18 protein-coding genes are annotated in these 18,174 nt (G+C 65.0%); 5 read left to right on the top strand and 13 right to left on the bottom strand.

The features are described from left to right. Positions 1-70 precede the first annotated feature (70 nt). The 3 genes from ACYVF5_RS10810 to ACYVF5_RS10800 all read right to left on the bottom strand — a co-directional run bounded on the left by ACYVF5_RS10810 (position 71) and on the right by ACYVF5_RS10800 (position 3,560). The gene (locus ACYVF5_RS10810; RefSeq protein ID WP_460946185.1) at positions 71-2,473 is read right to left on the bottom strand and encodes an ATP-binding cassette domain-containing protein; all 2,403 of its coding nucleotides are present in this window, start codon (positions 2,471-2,473) and stop codon (positions 71-73) included. A 221-nt stretch (positions 2,474-2,694) separates the two neighbouring features. Continuing rightward, positions 2,695-3,105, bottom strand: coding sequence for a VOC family protein (locus ACYVF5_RS10805; RefSeq protein ID WP_460946183.1), 411 nt, complete (start codon positions 3,103-3,105; stop codon positions 2,695-2,697). 5 nt (positions 3,106-3,110) lie between these two features. Continuing rightward, positions 3,111-3,560, bottom strand: coding sequence for a helix-turn-helix transcriptional regulator (locus ACYVF5_RS10800; protein WP_460946181.1), 450 nt, complete (start codon positions 3,558-3,560; stop codon positions 3,111-3,113). Between the two features lie 274 nt (positions 3,561-3,834). Here ACYVF5_RS10800 and ACYVF5_RS10795 point away from each other — a divergent pair, with 274 nt between their 5' ends. Continuing rightward, positions 3,835-4,422: an HdeD family acid-resistance protein gene (locus ACYVF5_RS10795; RefSeq protein WP_460946179.1), complete on the top strand. Its 588-nt coding sequence runs from the start codon at positions 3,835-3,837 to the stop codon at positions 4,420-4,422. A gap of 49 nt (positions 4,423-4,471) precedes the next feature. On the opposite strand, the gene ACYVF5_RS10790 is transcribed toward ACYVF5_RS10795, so the two are convergent. After that, entirely contained in the window at positions 4,472-5,248 is a 777-nt protein-coding gene (locus ACYVF5_RS10790; RefSeq protein WP_460946177.1) for an SDR family oxidoreductase, read from the bottom strand. A 166-nt stretch (positions 5,249-5,414) separates the two neighbouring features. Between ACYVF5_RS10790 and ACYVF5_RS10785 the strand changes: the two genes are divergently transcribed. The 4 genes from ACYVF5_RS10785 (at position 5,415) to ACYVF5_RS10770 (ending at position 8,180) form a co-directional block, all read left to right on the top strand. Further along, a complete protein-coding gene (locus ACYVF5_RS10785; RefSeq protein ID WP_460946175.1) occupies positions 5,415-5,888 on the top strand; it encodes an NfeD family protein in 474 nt (157 codons plus the stop codon). Next, on the top strand, positions 5,881-6,882 hold the full coding sequence (locus ACYVF5_RS10780; RefSeq protein ID WP_460946173.1) for an SPFH domain-containing protein: 1,002 nt from the start codon (positions 5,881-5,883) through the stop codon (positions 6,880-6,882). The genes ACYVF5_RS10785 and ACYVF5_RS10780 overlap by 8 nt, the downstream gene beginning before the upstream one ends. A 9-nt stretch (positions 6,883-6,891) precedes the next feature. Next, positions 6,892-7,656 carry a glycerophosphodiester phosphodiesterase family protein gene (locus tag ACYVF5_RS10775; RefSeq protein WP_460946171.1) on the top strand — a complete coding sequence of 255 codons (765 nt, stop codon included), beginning with the start codon at positions 6,892-6,894 and terminating at the stop codon, positions 7,654-7,656. 161 nt (positions 7,657-7,817) lie between these two features. Beyond that, positions 7,818-8,180, top strand: a complete 363-nt coding sequence (locus ACYVF5_RS10770) for an RNA polymerase-binding protein RbpA (RefSeq protein WP_460946169.1) — start codon at positions 7,818-7,820, stop codon at positions 8,178-8,180. An 8-nt stretch (positions 8,181-8,188) separates the two neighbouring features. On the opposite strand, the gene lnt is transcribed toward ACYVF5_RS10770, so the two are convergent. The 9 genes from lnt to ACYVF5_RS10725 form a co-directional block, all read right to left on the bottom strand. After that, on the bottom strand, positions 8,189-9,763 hold the full coding sequence (gene lnt / locus ACYVF5_RS10765; protein WP_460946167.1) for an apolipoprotein N-acyltransferase: 1,575 nt from the start codon (positions 9,761-9,763) through the stop codon (positions 8,189-8,191). 34 nt (positions 9,764-9,797) lie between these two features. Beyond that, a complete protein-coding gene (locus ACYVF5_RS10760; protein ID WP_460946165.1) occupies positions 9,798-12,221 on the bottom strand; it encodes a DEAD/DEAH box helicase in 2,424 nt (807 codons plus the stop codon). Next, the gene (tatC, locus tag ACYVF5_RS10755) at positions 12,209-12,955 is read right to left on the bottom strand and encodes a twin-arginine translocase subunit TatC (RefSeq protein WP_460946628.1); all 747 of its coding nucleotides are present in this window, start codon (positions 12,953-12,955) and stop codon (positions 12,209-12,211) included. Before tatC ends, ACYVF5_RS10760 begins: the two co-directional genes overlap by 13 nt. Positions 12,956-13,005: 50 nt before the next feature. Continuing rightward, positions 13,006-13,284 (bottom strand): twin-arginine translocase TatA/TatE family subunit, encoded by a 279-nt coding sequence (gene tatA, locus ACYVF5_RS10750; RefSeq protein WP_460946163.1) that lies wholly within the window; start codon positions 13,282-13,284, stop codon positions 13,006-13,008. Between the two features lie 45 nt (positions 13,285-13,329). Further along, positions 13,330-14,331, bottom strand: a complete 1,002-nt coding sequence (locus ACYVF5_RS10745; protein ID WP_460946161.1) for a helix-turn-helix transcriptional regulator — start codon at positions 14,329-14,331, stop codon at positions 13,330-13,332. After that, on the bottom strand, positions 14,318-15,352 hold the full coding sequence (locus tag ACYVF5_RS10740) for a helix-turn-helix transcriptional regulator (protein WP_460946159.1): 1,035 nt from the start codon (positions 15,350-15,352) through the stop codon (positions 14,318-14,320). The genes ACYVF5_RS10745 and ACYVF5_RS10740 overlap by 14 nt, the downstream gene beginning before the upstream one ends. 45 nt (positions 15,353-15,397) lie before the next feature. Beyond that, positions 15,398-16,303, bottom strand: a complete 906-nt coding sequence (locus ACYVF5_RS10735; RefSeq protein ID WP_460946626.1) for an FKBP-type peptidyl-prolyl cis-trans isomerase — start codon at positions 16,301-16,303, stop codon at positions 15,398-15,400. Between the two features lie 68 nt (positions 16,304-16,371). Next, a complete protein-coding gene (locus ACYVF5_RS10730) occupies positions 16,372-17,427 on the bottom strand; it encodes a tRNA (adenine-N1)-methyltransferase (protein ID WP_460946157.1) in 1,056 nt (351 codons plus the stop codon). Beyond that, on the bottom strand, positions 17,424-18,107 hold the full coding sequence (locus ACYVF5_RS10725; protein WP_460946155.1) for an HAD family hydrolase: 684 nt from the start codon (positions 18,105-18,107) through the stop codon (positions 17,424-17,426). The genes ACYVF5_RS10730 and ACYVF5_RS10725 overlap by 4 nt, the downstream gene beginning before the upstream one ends. Positions 18,108-18,174: the final 67 nt, after the last annotated feature.

Here is an 18,174-nt window from a genome sequence, read left to right as displayed (position 1 = left end):
GGAACCAGCGGTCACGAGGGGCGCGTGTCCCGAGATCCCGATACCTCAACCATCGGCGATCCCTCTCTGATCAGGCGCCGACGTAGGCAGCGAGGTGTTCGCCGGTGAGCGTGGAGCGGTCGGCGACGAGGTCGGCCGGTGTTCCCTCGAAGACGATCCGGCCGCCGTCGTGACCGGCACCCGGTCCGAGATCGATGATCCAGTCCGCGTGGGCCATGACCGCCTGGTGATGCTCGATGACGATGACGGACTTGCCCGAGTCGACGAGCCGGTCGAGCAGGCCGAGCAGCTGTTCGACGTCGGCGAGGTGCAGGCCCGTTGTCGGCTCATCGAGAATGTAGACGCCGCCCTTCTCAGCCATTCGGGTCGCCAGCTTCAGCCGCTGCCGTTCACCGCCGGACAGGGTTGTGAGCGGCTGACCGAGCTTGAGATAACCGAGGCCGACATCTGCAAGTCTGTCGAGGATGGCGTGGGCAGCCGGAGTGCGCGCTTCGCCTTCTTTGAAGTACTCTTCGGCCTCGGCGACAGACATCCCGAGGACCTCGCTGATGTTGCGGCCGCCGAGCCTGTACTCGAGCACTGCCGCCTGGAACCGCTCCCCCTCACACTCCTCACAGGTGGTGGAGACGGTCTCCATAAAGCCCAGCTCGGTGTAGATCACACCGGCGCCCTTGCAGACCGGGCACGCGCCCTCTGAATTGGCGCTGAACAGCGCCGGCTTCACCCCGTTGGCCTTCGCGAACGCCTTGCGGATCGGCTCGAGAAGACCGGTATAGGTGGCGGGGTTGGACCGGCGCGAACCTCTGATGGCGGTCTGATCCACGACCACAACACCGTCACGCCGGGCGAGGCTCCCGTGGATCAGCGAGCTCTTGCCCGAGCCCGCAACGCCCGTGACCACTGTGAGCACTCCGAGCGGGACGTCGACGTCGACGTTCTGGAGGTTGTGCATCGACGCTTCACGGATCTCGAGCTTGTCGGTCGATGTGCGCACGCTCGGCTTGAGCGAGGCGCGATCGTCGAGGTGGTGCCCGGTGAGGGTGCCGCTTGCTCGAAGACCGTCGAGTGTGCCCTCGAAGCAGATGGTCCCGCCCGCCGTACCCGCCCCCGGGCCGAGGTCGACGACGTGGTCGGCGATGGCTATCGTCTCGGGCTTGTGCTCGACGACGAGAACGGTGTTGCCCTTGTCGCGCAGCTGGAGCAGCAGGTCGTTCATCTTCTGGATGTCGTGGGGATGCAGGCCGATGGTGGGCTCGTCGAAGACATAGGTCACGTCGGTGAGCGCGGACCCGAGGTGGCGGATCAGCTTCGTCCGCTGCGCCTCTCCCCCGGACAGCGTGCCAGACGGGCGGTCGAGCGAGAGATAGCCGAGTCCGATCTCGACGAAGGAGTCGAGTGTGTCGCCCAGGGCGTTGAGGAGGGGCGTCACCGACGGCTCGGTGAGGCCCCTGACCCACGCCGCCAGATCGCTGATCTGCATAGCGCATGCGTCGGCGATGTTGATGCCATCGATCTTCGACGCTCTCGCCGTCTCGGCGAGCCTCGTTCCGTCGCACTCCGGGCAGGTCGTGAACGTGACCGCTCGTTCCACGAAGGCGCGGATGTGCGGCTGCATCGACTCCTTGTCTTTCGACAGCATCGACTTCTGGATCTTGGGGACGAGGCCTTCGTACGTCATGTTGGCGCCACCGACAGGAACCTTCGTCGGCTCCTTGTACAGAAAGTTCTCAAGCTCTTTTTTGGTGTAGTCGCGGATGGGCTTGTTCGCGTCGAGAAAACCGGACTCGCTGAAGAGCTTCACGTACCAGCCGTCGGCCACATAGCCCGGGATGGTGATGGCGCCCTCTGAGAGCGACTTGGAGTCGTCGTAGAGCTGGGTGAGGTCGATGTCTGTCACCCGGCCCGTCCCCTCGCAGCGCGGGCACATTCCTCCGAGCTGATTGAACGTCGCCTTCACGGTCTTCGTGTTGCCGCGTTCGATGGTGATCCCCCCAGAGGCCTTCACCGACGGCACGTTGAACGAGAAGGCGTTGGGCGAGCCGATGTGCGGCTGTCCGAGGCGGCTGAAGAGGATGCGCAGCAGCGCGTTGGTGTCTGTGACGGTTCCGAGTGTGGAGCGGGGGTTTGCGCCGAGCCGCTCCTGATCGACGATGATCGCTGTCGTCAACCCGTCGAGCAGGTCGACCTCCGGCCGTGCGAGAGTTGGCATAAAACCCTGGACGAACGCGCTGTAGGTCTCGTTGATCATGCGTTGTGACTCTGCAGCGATCGTCCCGAACACGAGTGAGCTCTTGCCCGAGCCCGAGACGCCGGTGAACACGGTCAGGCGTCGTTTGGGAATCTCGATGCTGACGTTCTTGAGGTTGTTCTCTCTCGCGCCCTGCACCCGGATCAGATCGTGGCTGTCTGCCGGATGCAGCGCTGTCGACTGCTGTGCTGTCGAACGCCTATCGGTATCTGTGCTCGTGGTCATCGTGCCTCCGTCAGATTGATGTGCAGAGCCGTTTCGGGTCTCCGTCGGCCATCCGCATCCATCTAACCAGCTCTTCCGCTCACGAGGTGTTGCTGAGGCAGCGCCTCACAGCGCACCTGATGCCCGCGTTTCGCGACGGGGGTGCGGTGTGCGTCAGGGCAGGCCCGCGCATCGGGATCAGCGGGCTGAGGTGTGCGGGGCGACGGCGATCACCTGACGGCTCAGCTGCGCTCCTGGATGCGCAGCAGGTTGCCCGAGGGGTCGCGGAAGGCGCAGTCGCGGATGCCGTACGGCTGATCTGTCGGCTCCTGGACGACCTCTGCTCCGCCGGCCTCGAGCTTCGCGAAGGTCTCGTCGAGATCGGTGGTGGCCAGGTTGACTCCGAAGTAGCTGCCCTTGGCCATCAGCTCGAGCAACGTGCGTGTCTCGTCTTCGGTGATGCCCGGTGCAGCGGTGGGTGGCTGGAGGACCAGCGCGGTGTCCGGCTGGTCTGCCGGGCCGACGGTGATCCACCGCATACCCTCGTAGCCGACGTCGTTGCGGACCTCGAAACCCAGCGTGTCGCGGTAGAAGGCCAGCGAGGCGTCAGGATCGGTGTGCGGAAGGAATGACTGGTGAATGGTGATGTTCATGGAACTCACGTTAGCCGCGGCTGCGGCACCCGCGCTTCTCGATTCCTGATCGGTCTGGTGACCTGCTTCGCGACACACGGTGCCATTCCCACCGTCGCGCCTGCCGCTTCGCGGCGGTAAACGCTGGGCGGCACCCCCACCAACTCGGTGAAGCGCGTGCTGAACGTGCCGAGCGACGAACAGCCGACCGCGAAGCACACCTCTGTGACGCTGAGCTCGCCACGACGCAGCAGCGCCATCGCCCGCTCGATACGCCGTGTCATCAGGTAGGCGTACGGCGACTCGCCGTACGCCTGACGGAACTGGCGGCTCAGGTGCCCGGCAGACATGTTCACTCCGCGAGCGAGCGCCTCGACGTCGAGCGGTTGTGCATACTCCCGGTCGATCCGATCGCGCACACGACGCAACAGCACGAGGTCGCGGAGCTGCTGCGATGCTGCAGATGTGCTGGCCACGTGGTTGATCGTTTCACCTCGCACGTGAGTTGTCCAGCACCGCCGGCATCCGGCAGGCGGAGTGTCTTCTGCAGCCGTCCCGTGTGTCGCGGGTCCTGTTCTGTGCACGGTGAGCGTCCCGGCGTGCACGGAACGGGGCACTCAGGCGTTCCATAAAAAAGGATGGCGCGCCGCAGGTCCGTGAGCCAGAATCAGAGACGTGGGGCGTGCGCGAGCACGAGGATGCCACGGGCGTCGCCCGCACGGATGTCACCACCGAGCGTGAGGATCACATATGTCACAGTCACTTCCGCAGATCTTCGGCGTAGACAGCTCTCGTCTCAGCCGAGCTCAGCTGACCGGTATCAGGGTCGCCTTCGCCGTGTCCGGCGTCGTCGCGATCATCGTCGGAGTCGTCATCGTCGCTCAGCCGGGAGCGGCACTTACCGTTGTCGCATGGCTGTTCGCTCTCTTTTTTCTCGTCGCAGGCGTGCTGCACATCGTGAGGGCCGTCACGACCACCTCTGGCTCGGCCGGCTTCAGATGGCTCACCGGTATTCTGGGCGTTCTGCTCATCGTCAGCGCGATCGTCGTGCTGCTGAACCCGGGCTTCGGAATCGAGGTCCTCGCGATCCTGATCGGGATCTCGTGGATCGTCGAGGGTGCTGTCGTCCTCGCGGCATCCGTTCCCGATTCTTCGAAGTGGCTCGGGGTGCTCTACGGTCTGCTCAGCGTCGTCGCGGGCATCATGGTGATCCTGCTCCCCTTCCAGTCCGCCGCCGTGCTCTTGCTCATCGTCGCGATCATGCTGATCGTGGCCGGGGTTGTTCAGATCGTGCAGGCGTTCACTTTCGGCCGTTCGCGTCGGAACGCTGCTTCATGACGTAACAGATCGGGGTCACGGCTTCTCCGTGCGCTGCTCAGCTGATGTCTCAGCGGGCGAAATCGCCCGTATCGCCGACGTACCGGGTGTTGTCGGCCGGAACGGGCTCGACGGCGGCCAACGCGACCTCTGCGGCGAACTCGCCGACGTTGTAGAGTCTGCCGGCGGCATCCTTCCGCGCGGAGATGGCTCCGGGGTTTGCCCGCTCGAGCAGGGTTGCCGTGATGGTGCCCTCGATCATGTCCCCTGAGACGACGACGAACTCCACGCCCGCGTCGGCGAGGGCCGGGATCCTCTCGCGCAGGGCGTCCTCGCCCGCGCGCTTCGAGAGGGCCACCGGTTCATACTCGGGCATGGTGGGAGTGGTGCGGATGAAATGAGCCTGATGACTGGTCACGAACACAACGCGCGACGGGTCATTCATCACGGTCAGCGCCTGCTCGAGCACACTCACCTGGGCGTCGCGGTTGAGCAGCATGGCGTAGTCCTCCGCCATGCCGCTCTCCATTCCCCCTGAGGCGTTGAGAACAAGAATGTCGATGTCGCCGAGCTCGGTGGCGACCGTGTCGATCATCGCGGCGACAGATGCCGGATCGGTGAGGTCGGCTCCGACGGTTATCGCCGTGCCACCCTGAGCGCGGATCTCATCGGCGAGCTTCACCGCCCGTGCTTCCTTGTTGCGGTAGTTGATGGCGACCGCCGCGCCCGCCCGTGCGAAGTACCTCACGGTGTCCGCCCCGATGCCGCGTGACGATCCGGTGACCAGCGCAACCTTCCCGGTGAGAGTGCCGGGGGCGATGGGGCCGGTGGTGAGCGGTTCTGGCACGGAAACTCCTCGAGTGACGCTGAGCGGCCCGAGCGGCAGCTCTCCGCATCGAGGCTATCAAGAACAGCGTGCCGGTGAATCGGTCGGGCACTGCCGCCCCGCCATGCGCACCTGATAGATTCATGAATGACGCACGGATCGTGCGCGAGACCGAATGGATGGCCTCATGGACTGGATGGCGCAGTACACATGGATCGTCTGGATCGTGCTCATCCTCGTGTTCATCACGATCGAGATGCTGTCGCTTGAGTTCACATTTCTGATGCTGGCGTCAGGCAGCCTGATCGGTCTTCTCTCCGGCTTCATCGGGGTGCCGTGGTGGGGGCAGCTGCTGATCGCGGCCGCGGCGTCTGTGCTGCTGCTGTTGCTCGTGCGTCCGCCACTTCTCCGAGCGCTCCGAAAGGGCGAAGACCCGAGCAAGAGCAACGTCGCCGCGCTTATCGGTCAGACGGGCCGCGTTGTGCAGACCGTCAGCGCGCACGGAGGGCAGGTCAGGCTCAGCAACGGCGAGACCTGGACGTCCCGCGTCCCGAGCGACTCAGACGTCACCACTCTCGAACCGGGAACGGTGATCGAGGTCACATCCATCGACGGGGCGACAGCCGTGGTGGTCCCACAGGGAAGGAACGTCAATGAATGACTCTCAGGAGATGCTCGGCACGGTGATCTGGTGGATCGTCGTCGGCCTCATCGTCATCTTTGTGCTCGTGGTGCTCTTCCGCTCCATCCGGATCATCCCGCAGGCGAGCGCCGGTGTCGTCGAACGGCTCGGTCGCTATCACAAGACGCTCAACCCCGGACTGAACATCCTCGTTCCGTTCATCGACAAGGTCAGGCCGCTCATCGACATGCGAGAGCAGGTGGTCTCGTTTCCGCCGCAGCCGGTGATCACCGAGGACAACCTCGTGGTGTCCATCGACACTGTTGTGTATTTCCAGGTCACCGACGCCAGGGCCGCGACCTATGAGATCGCCAACTATCTCGGAGCCGTCGAACAGCTCACCACAACCACTCTTCGCAACGTGGTCGGCGGGCTCAACCTCGAAGAGGCCCTCACCAGTCGCGACAACATCAACGGCCAGCTCCGCGTTGTGCTCGACGAAGCGACCGGAAAATGGGGAATCCGCGTGGGCAGGGTCGAGCTCAAAGCGATCGATCCCCCTCTCTCGATCCAGGACTCGATGGAGAAGCAGATGCGTGCCGAACGTGACCGGCGCGCGCTCATCCTCACCGCAGAGGGCACAAAGCAGTCGGCGATCCTCACCGCAGAGGGCGCGAGGCAGGCAGCGATCCTCGAGGCGGAGGGTGACGCCAAGGCCGCGGTCCTTCGTGCTCAGGGTGAAGCCGAGGCGATCATGACGGTGTTCCGATCGATCCACGAGGGCGGGCCATCCGCAGATCTGCTCGCCTACCAGTACCTGCAGACCCTGCCCAAGCTGGCTGAGGGAGAGTCCAACAAACTCTGGATCATCCCGTCAGAGCTGACAGAGGCGCTCAAAGGCATCGGCCAGGCTTTTGTGTCGCGCCAGGGAGCGCCCGCCGGGGCGCCTGACACCACATCGTCGGGTGGCGCAGACCAGAACGCACGGCATTCGGGAGTGCAGGGGCCAGTCGCACCGCCGACATCCGAGTAGTCACTGCTTGTGAACACCCTCGCCTACTTCGCGCCGGAACGACCGAGGGTTCTTGCACACAGAGGGCTGGCGCTCTCGGCCGGTGAGAACACCATCGCCGCGTTCACCGCTGCCGTTGACGCCGGCGCTGCGTATGTCGAGACGGATGCCCACGCGACCGCCGATGGTGTCGCAGTCCTCGTCCATGACCCGCAGGTGGTCGTTCGCGGCGAACCGCACACCGTGGCGGATCTGACTCTCGCCCGGCTGCGCGACCTGGAACCGGATGGCGGTGACGTGCCGACGCTGGCAGAGGCGCTCGAGCGACTGCCAGAGGCCCGTTTCAACATCGACGTGAAGGCGGACGATGCGCCCGACGCGGTCGCGCGCGCCATCAACGGATGCGGAGCGCATGATCGTGTGCTCGTGACATCGTTCGACGAGACGAGAAGGCGGCGGGCGCTCAGCGCACTCGCGGCCTCGAGCACCGCCGAGGTGGCGACCGCCGCCTCCGCCGCGATGGTGACCAGAGCGCTTATCGCCGCCCGGTCAGGGCAGCGCCGGCTTCTGAGCAGGGTGCTCGATGGTGTGCACGCGGTTCAGGTTCCGGAGCGCCACCGCGGAATCCGCATCGTGACGCCGCGGTTCGTTCGTGCCATTCACCGGACCGGTGTCGAGGTGCACGTGTGGACGGTGAACGACCGGGCAGATATGCATCGTCTGCTCGACACGGGTGTCGATGGGCTCGTGACCGATCGGTGCGACCTCGCAGCCGAGGTGCTCGCCGAACGCTGATTCGCGTGTGTGATCCGGTATCGACAGACTGGCTGATCCCCGCCGTTCGCGTGCGCCCACGCGCTTCGACTGATAGTTGGCTGCGAGTGTTGCGCGCACGGGAAGGTCTTGCCCAGCTTGGGGGTCTATAACTGAGGAAGCAAGCGAGAGAGGACCACACAATGGCAGATCGCAGCCTGCGCGGAATGCGCATCGGAGCCCAGAGCCTACAGAGCGAAGAGGGCGTCGTTTTTTCGGAACGAACCAGGTACACCTACCTGTGCCCGAACTGCAACCAAGAGACCGCGCTGATGTTCGCGGCCGATGCGGAGGCACCGGACACCTGGGAATGTCGTCACTGCAGTCACGAGGCTGTGCTTATGGTCGGGTCTGAACCGATCGTGCTCGACCGCTCTGACGAGAAACAGGCTCGCACGCACTGGGACATGCTCCTCGAGCGTCGGACCCGTGCCGAGCTCGAGGACCTTCTTCAGGAGCGCCTCGACTACCTGCGGGCACGTCGAGGGCAGCAGAAGAGCGCCTGACTCCGTTATTACAGTACGCCGTGCGCCGCAACGCGCACGGCGTTCCTTGTGCGGCGCGAGACACGCGGCAGGAGCACCCCGGCGGTGACGAGAGAGCCGAGGCCGAACAGGCAGAGGAACAGCTCGAGCGGCCCGCCCACGGCGACTGCCGGGGTGATCCCGTCTGACAACGGAACGTCTGCGACCATCCGGCCGGGCTCATACGCGGGAATCTGCGTGATCGTCCCGCCGTCCGGTCCGATGATCTGGCTGGTGCCGACCGTCGAGATGTTGACGATACTCCGGCCGGCCTCGATCGCGCGCAGTCGAGCGATCGCAAGCTGCTGCTGGTTCTCATCGGTTGTTCCGAAGTCCGCATTATTGGTCTGGGCGAGGATCACCTGCGCCCCCGCATTGACCGTCTCGCGAAGCAGTGCGTCATCGACGATGTCGAAGCAGATCGAGACGCCGGCGGTGAATCCGTTGAGGGTGAAGACGGGATCGGTTGTGCCGGGGGTGTACTCGCGCTGGATCAGCCCGATCAGATCGGGTGCGAGCGGTTCCCAGAAGCTCCGATTCGGTACGTATTCCCCGAAGGGGATCGGTCGACGTTTGTCATAGGCGTCCAGCGCACCCCGCCCGACATCCCACAGCAGCGAGCTGTTGAAGATCTGACCGTCGCGCTCCGTGATGGTGCCGAACACGATCGGCGCGCCCGTCTGCAGACTGAGATAGTCGATCACGCGCGCCGCCTCTCGATACTCGAGCGGGTTCAGGTCGCTGCCGCCCTCGGGCCAGACGATGAGGTCGACGCCCTGTCCGATCAGCGGCATGGTGGCAGAGGCCTGCGCGTTGAGAATGTCTCCCGGCTCGCGTTCGTCGAAGTACCCGGCCTTGCCGTTTCCCTGCACTCCGGCGATGGTGGTGTGTCCCGTGACGGCGGTCGGCCAGGCGGGCACCGCGAGCACGGCGGCCACGGCGGCGATCGGGATGGTGAGGCGCAGGGAAGCCCGCAGCGCCGAGAACGCCATCGGCTCACGGATGCACTGCACGATCAGAGCGACGAGTGCGACCATGATGAAGCTGAGGCCGCTCAGCCCGACCCACGCTGCGAGCGAGGCGAACGGGCTCTCTGACTGGCTCAGCGACATCCTGCCCCAGGCGAAGCCTCCGTATGGCCAGGTGCCCGCGACCGTCTCACGCGCCGTCCAGAGGGCTGCGACGACGACCGGAACGAGGCCTATGCGCGCCCAGCGCCCGGTCCACACCCTGGGAACCCATCTGTACGCGAGGGCGATGAGCGCCGCTCCCCCGGCGAAGAACAACGATTCGAGCGCAGAGAGCGCAACCCACGGCACGGGCCCGAGATAAAGCGCCGTCCATGAGACGTGAACGAGATAGAACGAAATCCCCGCGACGAATCCGACGACGAGCGCTCCGCCGAGGTGTCGTCCGATCAGAGTGATCAGCACGAGGCCGATGCCGACGAACGTCAGAGGCCACAGGTCCCGGTCGGGGAATCCCGAATCGAGCACGATGCCAGAGAACGCGGCGACGAGGAGCGCGGCCCAGAAAGGCATCACGGGCGTCTCGGGCTGTCTCACTCCCCCAGCCTAGATTGCGGGCGGTCCCTCAGGCTTACACCGAGCTGTACGCGACGATGCCGCGTCTCACCGCGTCGAGCGCCTTTCTGGCGTTTCGTCCGACTCCGCCCTCGGCCACGATCGACATCTGGTCGAGCAGATCGATGGTCTGCTTGGTCCAGCGCACGAAGTCGCCCGCCGCCATGTCGGCCTCGGTGAGCACGGCATCGAGAGCTCCTCCGCGTGCCCACTGGTGCATGGCGAGGCTCAAACCGGTTGACGGCGGATCGCTGCCGGACAGCCTGTGATCGCGTTCGGTCTCGTCGAGCTTCGCCCAGAGGTCGAGCGTGTTCGACAGTGCAGTGCGGAATGATCCGCGCGGGAGCAGGTGTTCTGGAAGGTCGCCTTCGTCTCGACGCGGTTCGAAGACGATGCAGCTCGCGATCGCCGCGAGCCCGGCGGGATCGAGATCGTTCCACAGGCCGCGTCGGAGGGCTTCGGCGACCAGCAGGTCGCGCTCGCCGTAGATGCGCTTGAGCGCGCGCCCTGTCGGGGCCACGAGAACGGTTCCGGACTCGTCTCTGATGAGGTACTCATATTCGAGCAGCACATCGGTGACTCGGTCGAAGACTTTCGCGACGGCGCCGGTTCGGCTTGAGATCTGCCGGGTGAGCTGGTCGGTCTGGCGTTTGAGCCGCCACCAGCGTTCCGCCCAGCGTGCGTGATGCTCGCGGTCCGGGCAGCCGTGGCACGGGTGCGCCCTCAGCCGTTTGCGCAGACCCGTGAGCTGACGTTGCCGACGGTCGCGCTGTGCGCGTGACCCTGCACCGGTCTCGTTCTTGCGCTCCAGGTCGGTGAGTTCGCGCCTGATCGACGAGTACTCGGTGAAGTCGCCGAGGTGGCACGACATCGCTTCAGCGTACTTCTCGAGGCTGCGCTCCTGTTCGCGCACCTTCTGTGCGAGCCCGACCACAGCACGGTCGGCCTGGAACTGTGCGAATGACGACTCGAGGATCTCGCGGGTGCGATCGCGACCGAACTGGTCGATGAGGTTGATCGCCATGTTGTATGTGGGCTTGAAGCTCGAGTTGAGCGGGTAGCTACGGCGTGAGGCGAGGGATGCGACGGATTGGGGATGCAGGCCGTCTTGCCACTGGATGACCGCGTGGCCCTCGACGTCGATTCCGCGGCGTCCTGCTCTGCCCGTCAACTGGGTGTACTCGCCCGGTGTGATGGGCACACGTGCCTCGCCGTTGAACTTCTCCAGTTTCTCGAGCACAACGGTCCGGGCAGGCATGTTGATTCCGAGCGCGAGGGTCTCGGTGGCGAAAACGACTTTCACGAGTTTGCGCTGAAAGAGCTCCTCGACGACCTCTTTGAACGCGGGAAGCATCCCCGCGTGGTGTGCGGCGACACCCCGTTCGAGCCCGTCGAGCCATTCCCAGTATCCGAGCACGGCGAGGTCCTCATCGAGGATCGTGCGGCACCTGGCCTCGACGATCTGCCTGATCTCTTCGCGTTCGTGGGTCTCGGTGAGGCGAATGCCGGCCCTGAGCACCTGGCGGACGGCCTGGTCGCATCCGACCCTGCTGAAGATGAAGAAGATGGCCGGCAGCAGGTGGTGCTCGTCGAGAAGACGAATGATCTCCGCACGGTCGGCGCGCTCCTGCCTGTGGGGTGCGCGTCGCTGGTTGTAGCGGCTGACGTCGCTGTATTTCTTCGAGGACGGCGGTCGTCCGCCGAACTGGGCGAGCCGCACGAGTTCGGGGTTCACCTGGTGGGTGTCCGCCAGGCTGGGAGCCGCGAAGAGATCAACGAGTTTGCTGCGCACGAGCACGTGCTGGTCGAGAGGCACGGGGCGTTCCTCAGAGACGATCACGTCTGTGTCACCGCGGACGGTCTGCAGCCAGTCGCCGAATTCTTCGGCGTTCGACACGGTGGCGCTGAGCGAGACGAGTCTCACCTCTGGCGGCAGGTGGATGATCACCTCTTCCCAGACCGCTCCCCTGAACCGGTCTGCGAGGTAGTGGACCTCGTCCATCACCACATAGCTGAGGTCCGTGAGCAGATCCGAATCCGCGTACAGCATGTTGCGGAGGACCTCTGTGGTCATCACGACAACCCGAGCAGACGAATTGACGTTGGTGTCGCCCGTGAGAAGTCCGACGTTCTCTTCGCCGTACTCCTCGACGAGCTCGTTGAACTTCTGATTGCTCAGCGCCTTCATCGGCGCTGTGTAGAACACTTTGCTCCTGGCCTGCTGCATGGCCATATAGATGGCGAACTCGGCGACTATCGTCTTGCCCGCCCCCGTCGGAGCGGCGACGAGCACACTCCGTCCGTTCTCGAGACTGCCGCACGCCTCGACCTGGAACTCGTCGAGATCGAACGCGAGTCGTTCGCGGAAGGCGTCGACGAGGGGGCTTCGCTTGCGCGAAGCCGCGTAGCGTTCGGCTGGAGAGAGGCTCACACGGCCCATTCTGCATCATCTGCGATGTGACGCCTGCGCGCGCGCCGGTCGTGAAGCCAGGCGATGCCGTATGCCCCGAAATACAGGGCGACCATCGGGATCGCGAGAAGGAACATCGAGATGACATCGGCCGCGGGGGTCGCCGTGGCGCAGAAGAGCGCGATCACCAGCACGGCGACACGCCACGATCTGATGATGGACTGTGCGCTCAGCACACCGACGAAGTTGAGCAGGACAACGAAGACCGGGAGCACGAACGCGATTCCCACGGCGAGCACGAGTTTGAGCACGAAGTCGTAGTAGTAGCCCGCCTGATAGAAGTTGGCCGCCCCCGGCGGCGTGAAGCCCGCCATCAGCTCCACGATGTGCGGAAACACGTACCAGCCCGCAACACATCCAGCGAAGAACAACGGGATCGCCGAGCCGAAGAACCCGAGGGCGTACAGCTTTTCCTTGCGTGTGAGCCCCGGCACGAGAAACGCCCAGATCTGATAGAGCCACACGGGCGCAGAGACGACAAGCCCGAGGGTGAGGGCGATCTTCATGCGCAGGTCGAACCCGCCGGTCACCGTGTCGACGTTGAGCTGCGCATTGTGGCTGAGGGCGATCTCATGGATCGGTCCAGAGATGGCGATCGTCACCTGTTCGGCGAAGAGGAAACCGATCACCACACCGACGACGATGCCGATGGCACTGAAGTACAGGCGCTTTCGGAGTTCGAGCAGGTGCTCTTTGAGAGACATGCGTCCCTCACGGTCGCGCACCGGCCGCGTTGATCCGGTGGCCATAGAGCCTACGGTTTCGCCGAGTTGTCGGTGCCGGGTGCCGACGGCTTCGCCTCGTCACGTAGGTGAGCGTTCGCCTCGTGATCCGTGGCGTTCTGCGGCACAGACGGATCGACCTCGGCGGCGTCGGTCGTTTTATCTGTCTTGACCTCGCTGCGGAAGATCTTCATCGACTGCGCGACGCTCTTGGCAAGCGCCGGCAGTTTCGGTGCGCCGAAGAGCAGAAGGACCAGAAAAAGGATGACGAGCAGGTGCCACCCGCCGAAGGTGTTGCCGAACATTCCCATGATGTGTCCCTAATACGTTGCTCAGAGACAGCTTACAGCGTTTGGCTACGGGCCCTCTTCTGAGCGGGGTCCCCCGACGCCATACCTGTCGAGCGCGGTGTGCGCCCAGTCCGAGACCACCTCGATCGCCGAGTCCGGCGAGACCACCGTGATGATCCCGGGCAGCCCTGCGACCAGCCTCTTGAGACCATGGTGGTGGGCGACGCTGAGCGTCGCCCTCACCCGGCCCGAGCCTTTCGACGGCCGCGAGGTCCGGGTGACGTACTCGGCGATCAGCGGAAGCGACGCCTCGTCGAGCTCCACCTCGACGCGAAGATGGCTGTCAGAGGGTTCGAAGAGCGTTTCGGGCAGCATCACCTCGTGCGCGTGGTCGCTGATCGGCCTGTCGGTTTTTCTGACGGCCGTCATCCGGTCGAGGCGGAACGTCCTGACGGCTCCGCGCGTGTGACACCAGCCGCGCAGGTACCAGTCATCGTCGAGCGACTCGATGCGCAGTGGATCGACGGTACGGTGCTCGCGCTCGTCCCTGGCGCTCACGTAGTCGAATTCAACCTGGTGTGCGGCGGCGACCGCTTCACGGATCGTCGAGAGATCCGTGTGCGAGGCCCGTATCCCGACAGCCACTTCGCTCGGCCTCGACGACGCACCGATCGCGAGTTTCGAGAGCAGCGATCCGACGACCTGCCCGTTCGCCTGCTCCGGAAGCGCGGAGAGGTACTGCAGTCCGGCGATGAGCGCCGCGGCCTCGCGCGACGAGAATCGGGGAGAATCGTCGATCACCACCAGGTTGGTGAGCACGATCTCATCGTGTTCGAGAAAAAGATCCCAGTCGATGTCGAAGAGATCGTCCGGCTGGTACGCATCCGTCTCGCCAGGAACGCCCGAGACCGCGATCAGGCGCACGGCGTCCCTGATCAGCTGCGGGTCGAGACCGAAGTGCGCTGCGGCATCCGACACGGTGACCTGTTCATGCTCCATCAGATAGGGCACGAGGGACAGCAGCAGGGCGAGTTTGTCGCTGCCCTTCAACTGATCATCGTCTGCCATCGTCAGCTCCGGTCGTCGTGGTGCGTTGCTCGTGAACCGGGTGGGCGTCGACGGTGAGCGCGTGACGCGCGACGACCGCGTCGCGCAGGTCGTCCGGGGCCTGGACGTACACCTCGGGGCCGAACCCGGCAAGCTCATCGGCGAAGAGGGCGCCGTCCGTGTAATGGATGTGCAGCGCGCCGTCTTCCGCGATCGAGGACGCTCGCTTCGCGAGCCGCGACTCTGCTTCGCTGCCCGCGTCGGCGTACACCACTGCCTGCTGCGCGTGCCAGAGGGCGTCGAGCTCGCGGAGCGCCCGCTCTGCCGAGCCGGATTCCTGGACCTCGAAGGTGCGGCCGGTCACGTGGACGCCGCCGACGACCCGTGACAGCAGGAAGGTGCGTGCCGCGTCGACGTTCTCATCATGACCGTACAAAAGCCACCTGCCCTGGTGCTGCACCAGGGCGAGCGGTCGCACTGTGCGCAGGCGCGGGGTCGTGCCTCCCGCCCGGAGATAGGTGAAGGTGACCACCTGACGGCGATCGAGGGCGTTCTTGAGCGGCTCGAACGCGGCATCCCTGGTGCGAACACGCGGTGCATACCCGATGACGGACGCATCGGGTTCGACACCGAGGGACCGCAACTTCATCAGAGCGCGGTGCGACTCTCGGGACATCGAGCCCTGCCGCCACACCGTCGCAGCGAGCGAGAGCATAGCGATCTCTTCGGGTGTGAACGTGAGCTCGCGGGGAAGATCGTACTCGCCCTTCGGGATGCGATAGCGCAGTGTGTGATTGTTGCCGGGTTCGCCGGGCTGCTCAACGGTCTCGAGCGGGATCCCGAGTTCCCTGATGTCGTCTTTGTCTCGCTCGAACTGACGTTCGAGGCTGGCATTGTCGCCGCCTGGCCGGTATCTCTGACGGTAACCTTGCACAGTCGACAGGATCTCGGCCTTCGCCAGCCCCTGCTCGGTTGCGAGCAGAGCGAGCACCAGCGAGAACAGACGTTCCTCTACGGGAACCCCGGCGTCGTTTTGCAGCACGTAGACATCTTAGTTGGGGACGGTTGCCGCAGGGCCTCTCCCCCGTCAGCCGACGATGCCGAGGATGTCGACGACGAAGATCAGCGTCGAGTTGGACGGGACGGCGCCGTTCGCCGCGTCTCCATAGCCGAGGCTCGGCGGAATGACGGCGAGAACCTGCGAACCGACCTGCTTTCCGACGAGCGCTTCCGACAGCCCCGGCACGATCTGGTCGGTCGAGAACACAGCAGGCGCCCCGTTCTCCCACGTGGAGTCGAACACGGTCTGCTCGTTCCAGAGCACGCCGGTGTACTGCACGACCATCTGGTCGCCGGACTCGACAGTCGCTCCGTCGCCCTGCTTGAGCGTCGCCACTTTGAGCTCCGTGGGCGGGTCGGAATCCGGGATCGTGAGTCCGGGTGTTCCATCGGCTGCCGTCACGACGGAGGGGAATCCGGATTCGACGACGGGGCGGTCGGCGCCATCCGCCTTCGCGGGAAGCACCTCGTCGATGTCTGCGACCAGCACGAGGGTGTCGTCAGCCTCGACGCCGATCTGCGGCGACCCGGCATCCTCCCCGAACGCGTCAGCAGGTGAGATGGCGACCGCGACGCGCGAGCCTTCTGTGTGGCACATCAGGCCTTTCCGCATGCCGTCGAGCAGCTGGGAGGTGAGATACAGCGCCGGTTCCGCGTATGCCGTGCCCTGCAGCACATCGCCGGTGGAGCCGTTGTACATCACCCAGCTCATATTGAGGACCTGGTCGCCCGTGATGGCGGGTCCATCACCCTCGACGATGACCGAGGACTGCGTTGTGTCCGTTTTGATCGGCGTCGGGAACGAGACCGTCGGCGCACGTCCGAACTCGCCGGCCACGTCGATGAGCTCGGATGCCTCACCGGAGGGTGTGCACTCGCTTCCGTTGCTCGCCGAGCACGCTGTGAGAGCGGTGACGAGCAGCCCGGCTGACACGATCAATGCGGAAACCCTGCGCACAGTACCTCAATTCGAACGGGGCGAGATCTTCGCCGTGTGAGAGTTTAGTGGGAAACCTGGTCGTCCGACGCCGGATCAGACGGGGTCGGCGTCTCGGCGCCGAGCGCCCTCCGCCTCGAGAGGTCGGCAGAGGACGAGGCGGTCCTGACACGCTTGCGCATGCTCTTCTCGCTCGGTACGCGCTCTCCCAGCGCACCCGGCGTCCACGCCTCGACGTCGGCCTCGCTGAAGTCGGACTTGCTCGGACGCCGTTTGAGTTCAGGCAGAACAGTGCCGGGTGCGAGCCGGCGGGCCGTGATCAGAAACCCCGTGTGCCCGATCATCCGGTGTTCCGGTCGCACCGCGAGCCCCTCGACGTGCCAGCCGCGCATCATCGTTTCGGTCGAGACGGGATTCGTGAACAGGGCGGAGGCCCTGATCGCCTCTGCAACCCGTGACAACTGTGTGACGGTCGCCACATAACACAGCAGCACTCCGCCCGGCTTCAGCGCCGTTGAGCATTCGTCGAGGCACTCCCACGGTGCGAGCATGTCGAGCAGGATCCGGTCGGCTTCGCCGGGGGCGACCTCGGCGCCGAGTTCCGCGCTCAGGTCACCGACGGTCACCGTCCAGTTCTGCGGGTCGTATCCGAAGAAGGTCGCGATGTTCGAACGGGCGACATCGGCGAACTCGTCGCGCCGCTCGAACGATGCGAGGCGCCCCGTCGGTCCGATCGCGCGCAACAGCCACAGCGACAGGGCGCCGGAGCCCACACCGGCCTCGACGACCGTCGCCCCGGGGAAGATGTCGGCCTGGGTGACGATCTGCGCGGCATCCTTCGGATAGATGATCGCCGCGCCGCGCGGCATGGACATCACGAAATCGACGAGGAGCGGCCTGAGCGCGAGATATTCGACACCCACTGTGTTGGCGACGACAGAGCCGTCCGGCAGTCCGATGATGCTGTTGTGGTCGATGGCCCCCCTGTGCGTGTGGAACTGCTTGCCCGGTTCCAGGGTGATCGTGTTGCGCTTGCCCTTCGGCCCCGTGAGTTGCACACGATCGCCGACGCGGAAGGGACCGGAACTCTGCGGGAGCTCGTTTGCGGGTGGTTGATTCATACGAGCTGCTCTCCTGTGAGTCGTGCGTCGACCAGGGCGGAGAGGTCTTCGACGGTGCGACCGGCGAGTGTCTCCCAGAGGGTGTGCGTCTGGCCTGGCCCGACGTTGACGGCGTGTGGAATAGCGATCGGAATCGTTCCCGCCGCGATGGCGGAGGCGATCCCCGAGCGGGAGTCTTCGAGTGCGACGCAACGGGTGACGTCGACGCCCAGCTTCTCCGCGGCAGTGAGATACGGCTCCGGATGCGGTTTCGGCTGTGCGACTTCGTCGCCGGTGACGAGAACACCGAAGGCGTCGAACGGTATCTGCGTGACCACCAGCTCGGCCATCGACCTCACCGACATGGTGACGAGTGCCTGGGGAACACCTCGATCGTGAAGGGATCGCAGCAGCTCCTGGGCGCCGGGGCGGAACGGAACGCCGTCGCGGCTGAGACGGTCTGTGACCGCATGGGTGAGACGGGCGACGATGGCGTCCGCCTCCATATCGACGCCGTGCGACTGAAGGACGGCGGCAGACTGCCACAGGCCCGAGCCCACGAGAAGGAGCGCGTTCTCATAGGTCCAGGTATGCCCGAACGACTCGACGAGGTCGGTTTCGGCCTGTATCCAGTACGGTTCGGTGTCGACGAGGGTGCCGTCCATGTCCCAGAGGACGGCGGCGGGCAGCGGAATAGTCACGGGGCACCATGCTACCCGTTGGGGATGCGCCTATCCTTGAGGTGCGACGGCAGCGCCGTCGAGGTGC

The sequence above is a fragment of the Okibacterium endophyticum genome (genome assembly GCF_054780075.1).
This window is presented reverse-complemented; position numbering and strand designations above follow the sequence as displayed.

Excerpts from the sequence above, each read along its gene's own strand:
- ACYVF5_RS10810 (WP_460946185.1), bottom strand. The coding sequence starts at position 2,473 with ATGACCACGAGCACAGATACCGATAGGCGTTCGACAGCACAGCAGTCG.
- ACYVF5_RS10805 (WP_460946183.1), bottom strand. The coding sequence starts at position 3,105 with ATGAACATCACCATTCACCAGTCATTCCTTCCGCACACCGATCCTGAC.
- ACYVF5_RS10795 (WP_460946179.1), top strand. The coding sequence starts at position 3,835 with ATGTCACAGTCACTTCCGCAGATCTTCGGCGTAGACAGCTCTCGTCTC.
- ACYVF5_RS10785 (WP_460946175.1), top strand. The coding sequence starts at position 5,415 with ATGGACTGGATGGCGCAGTACACATGGATCGTCTGGATCGTGCTCATC.
- ACYVF5_RS10780 (WP_460946173.1), top strand. The coding sequence starts at position 5,881 with ATGAATGACTCTCAGGAGATGCTCGGCACGGTGATCTGGTGGATCGTC.
- ACYVF5_RS10770 (WP_460946169.1), top strand. The coding sequence starts at position 7,818 with ATGGCAGATCGCAGCCTGCGCGGAATGCGCATCGGAGCCCAGAGCCTA.
- ACYVF5_RS10760 (WP_460946165.1), bottom strand. The coding sequence starts at position 12,221 with ATGGGCCGTGTGAGCCTCTCTCCAGCCGAACGCTACGCGGCTTCGCGC.
- tatC (WP_460946628.1), bottom strand. The coding sequence starts at position 12,955 with ATGTCTCTCAAAGAGCACCTGCTCGAACTCCGAAAGCGCCTGTACTTC.
- tatA (WP_460946163.1), bottom strand. The coding sequence starts at position 13,284 with ATGGGAATGTTCGGCAACACCTTCGGCGGGTGGCACCTGCTCGTCATC.
- ACYVF5_RS10745 (WP_460946161.1), bottom strand. The coding sequence starts at position 14,331 with ATGGCAGACGATGATCAGTTGAAGGGCAGCGACAAACTCGCCCTGCTG.
- ACYVF5_RS10730 (WP_460946157.1), bottom strand. The coding sequence starts at position 17,427 with ATGAATCAACCACCCGCAAACGAGCTCCCGCAGAGTTCCGGTCCCTTC.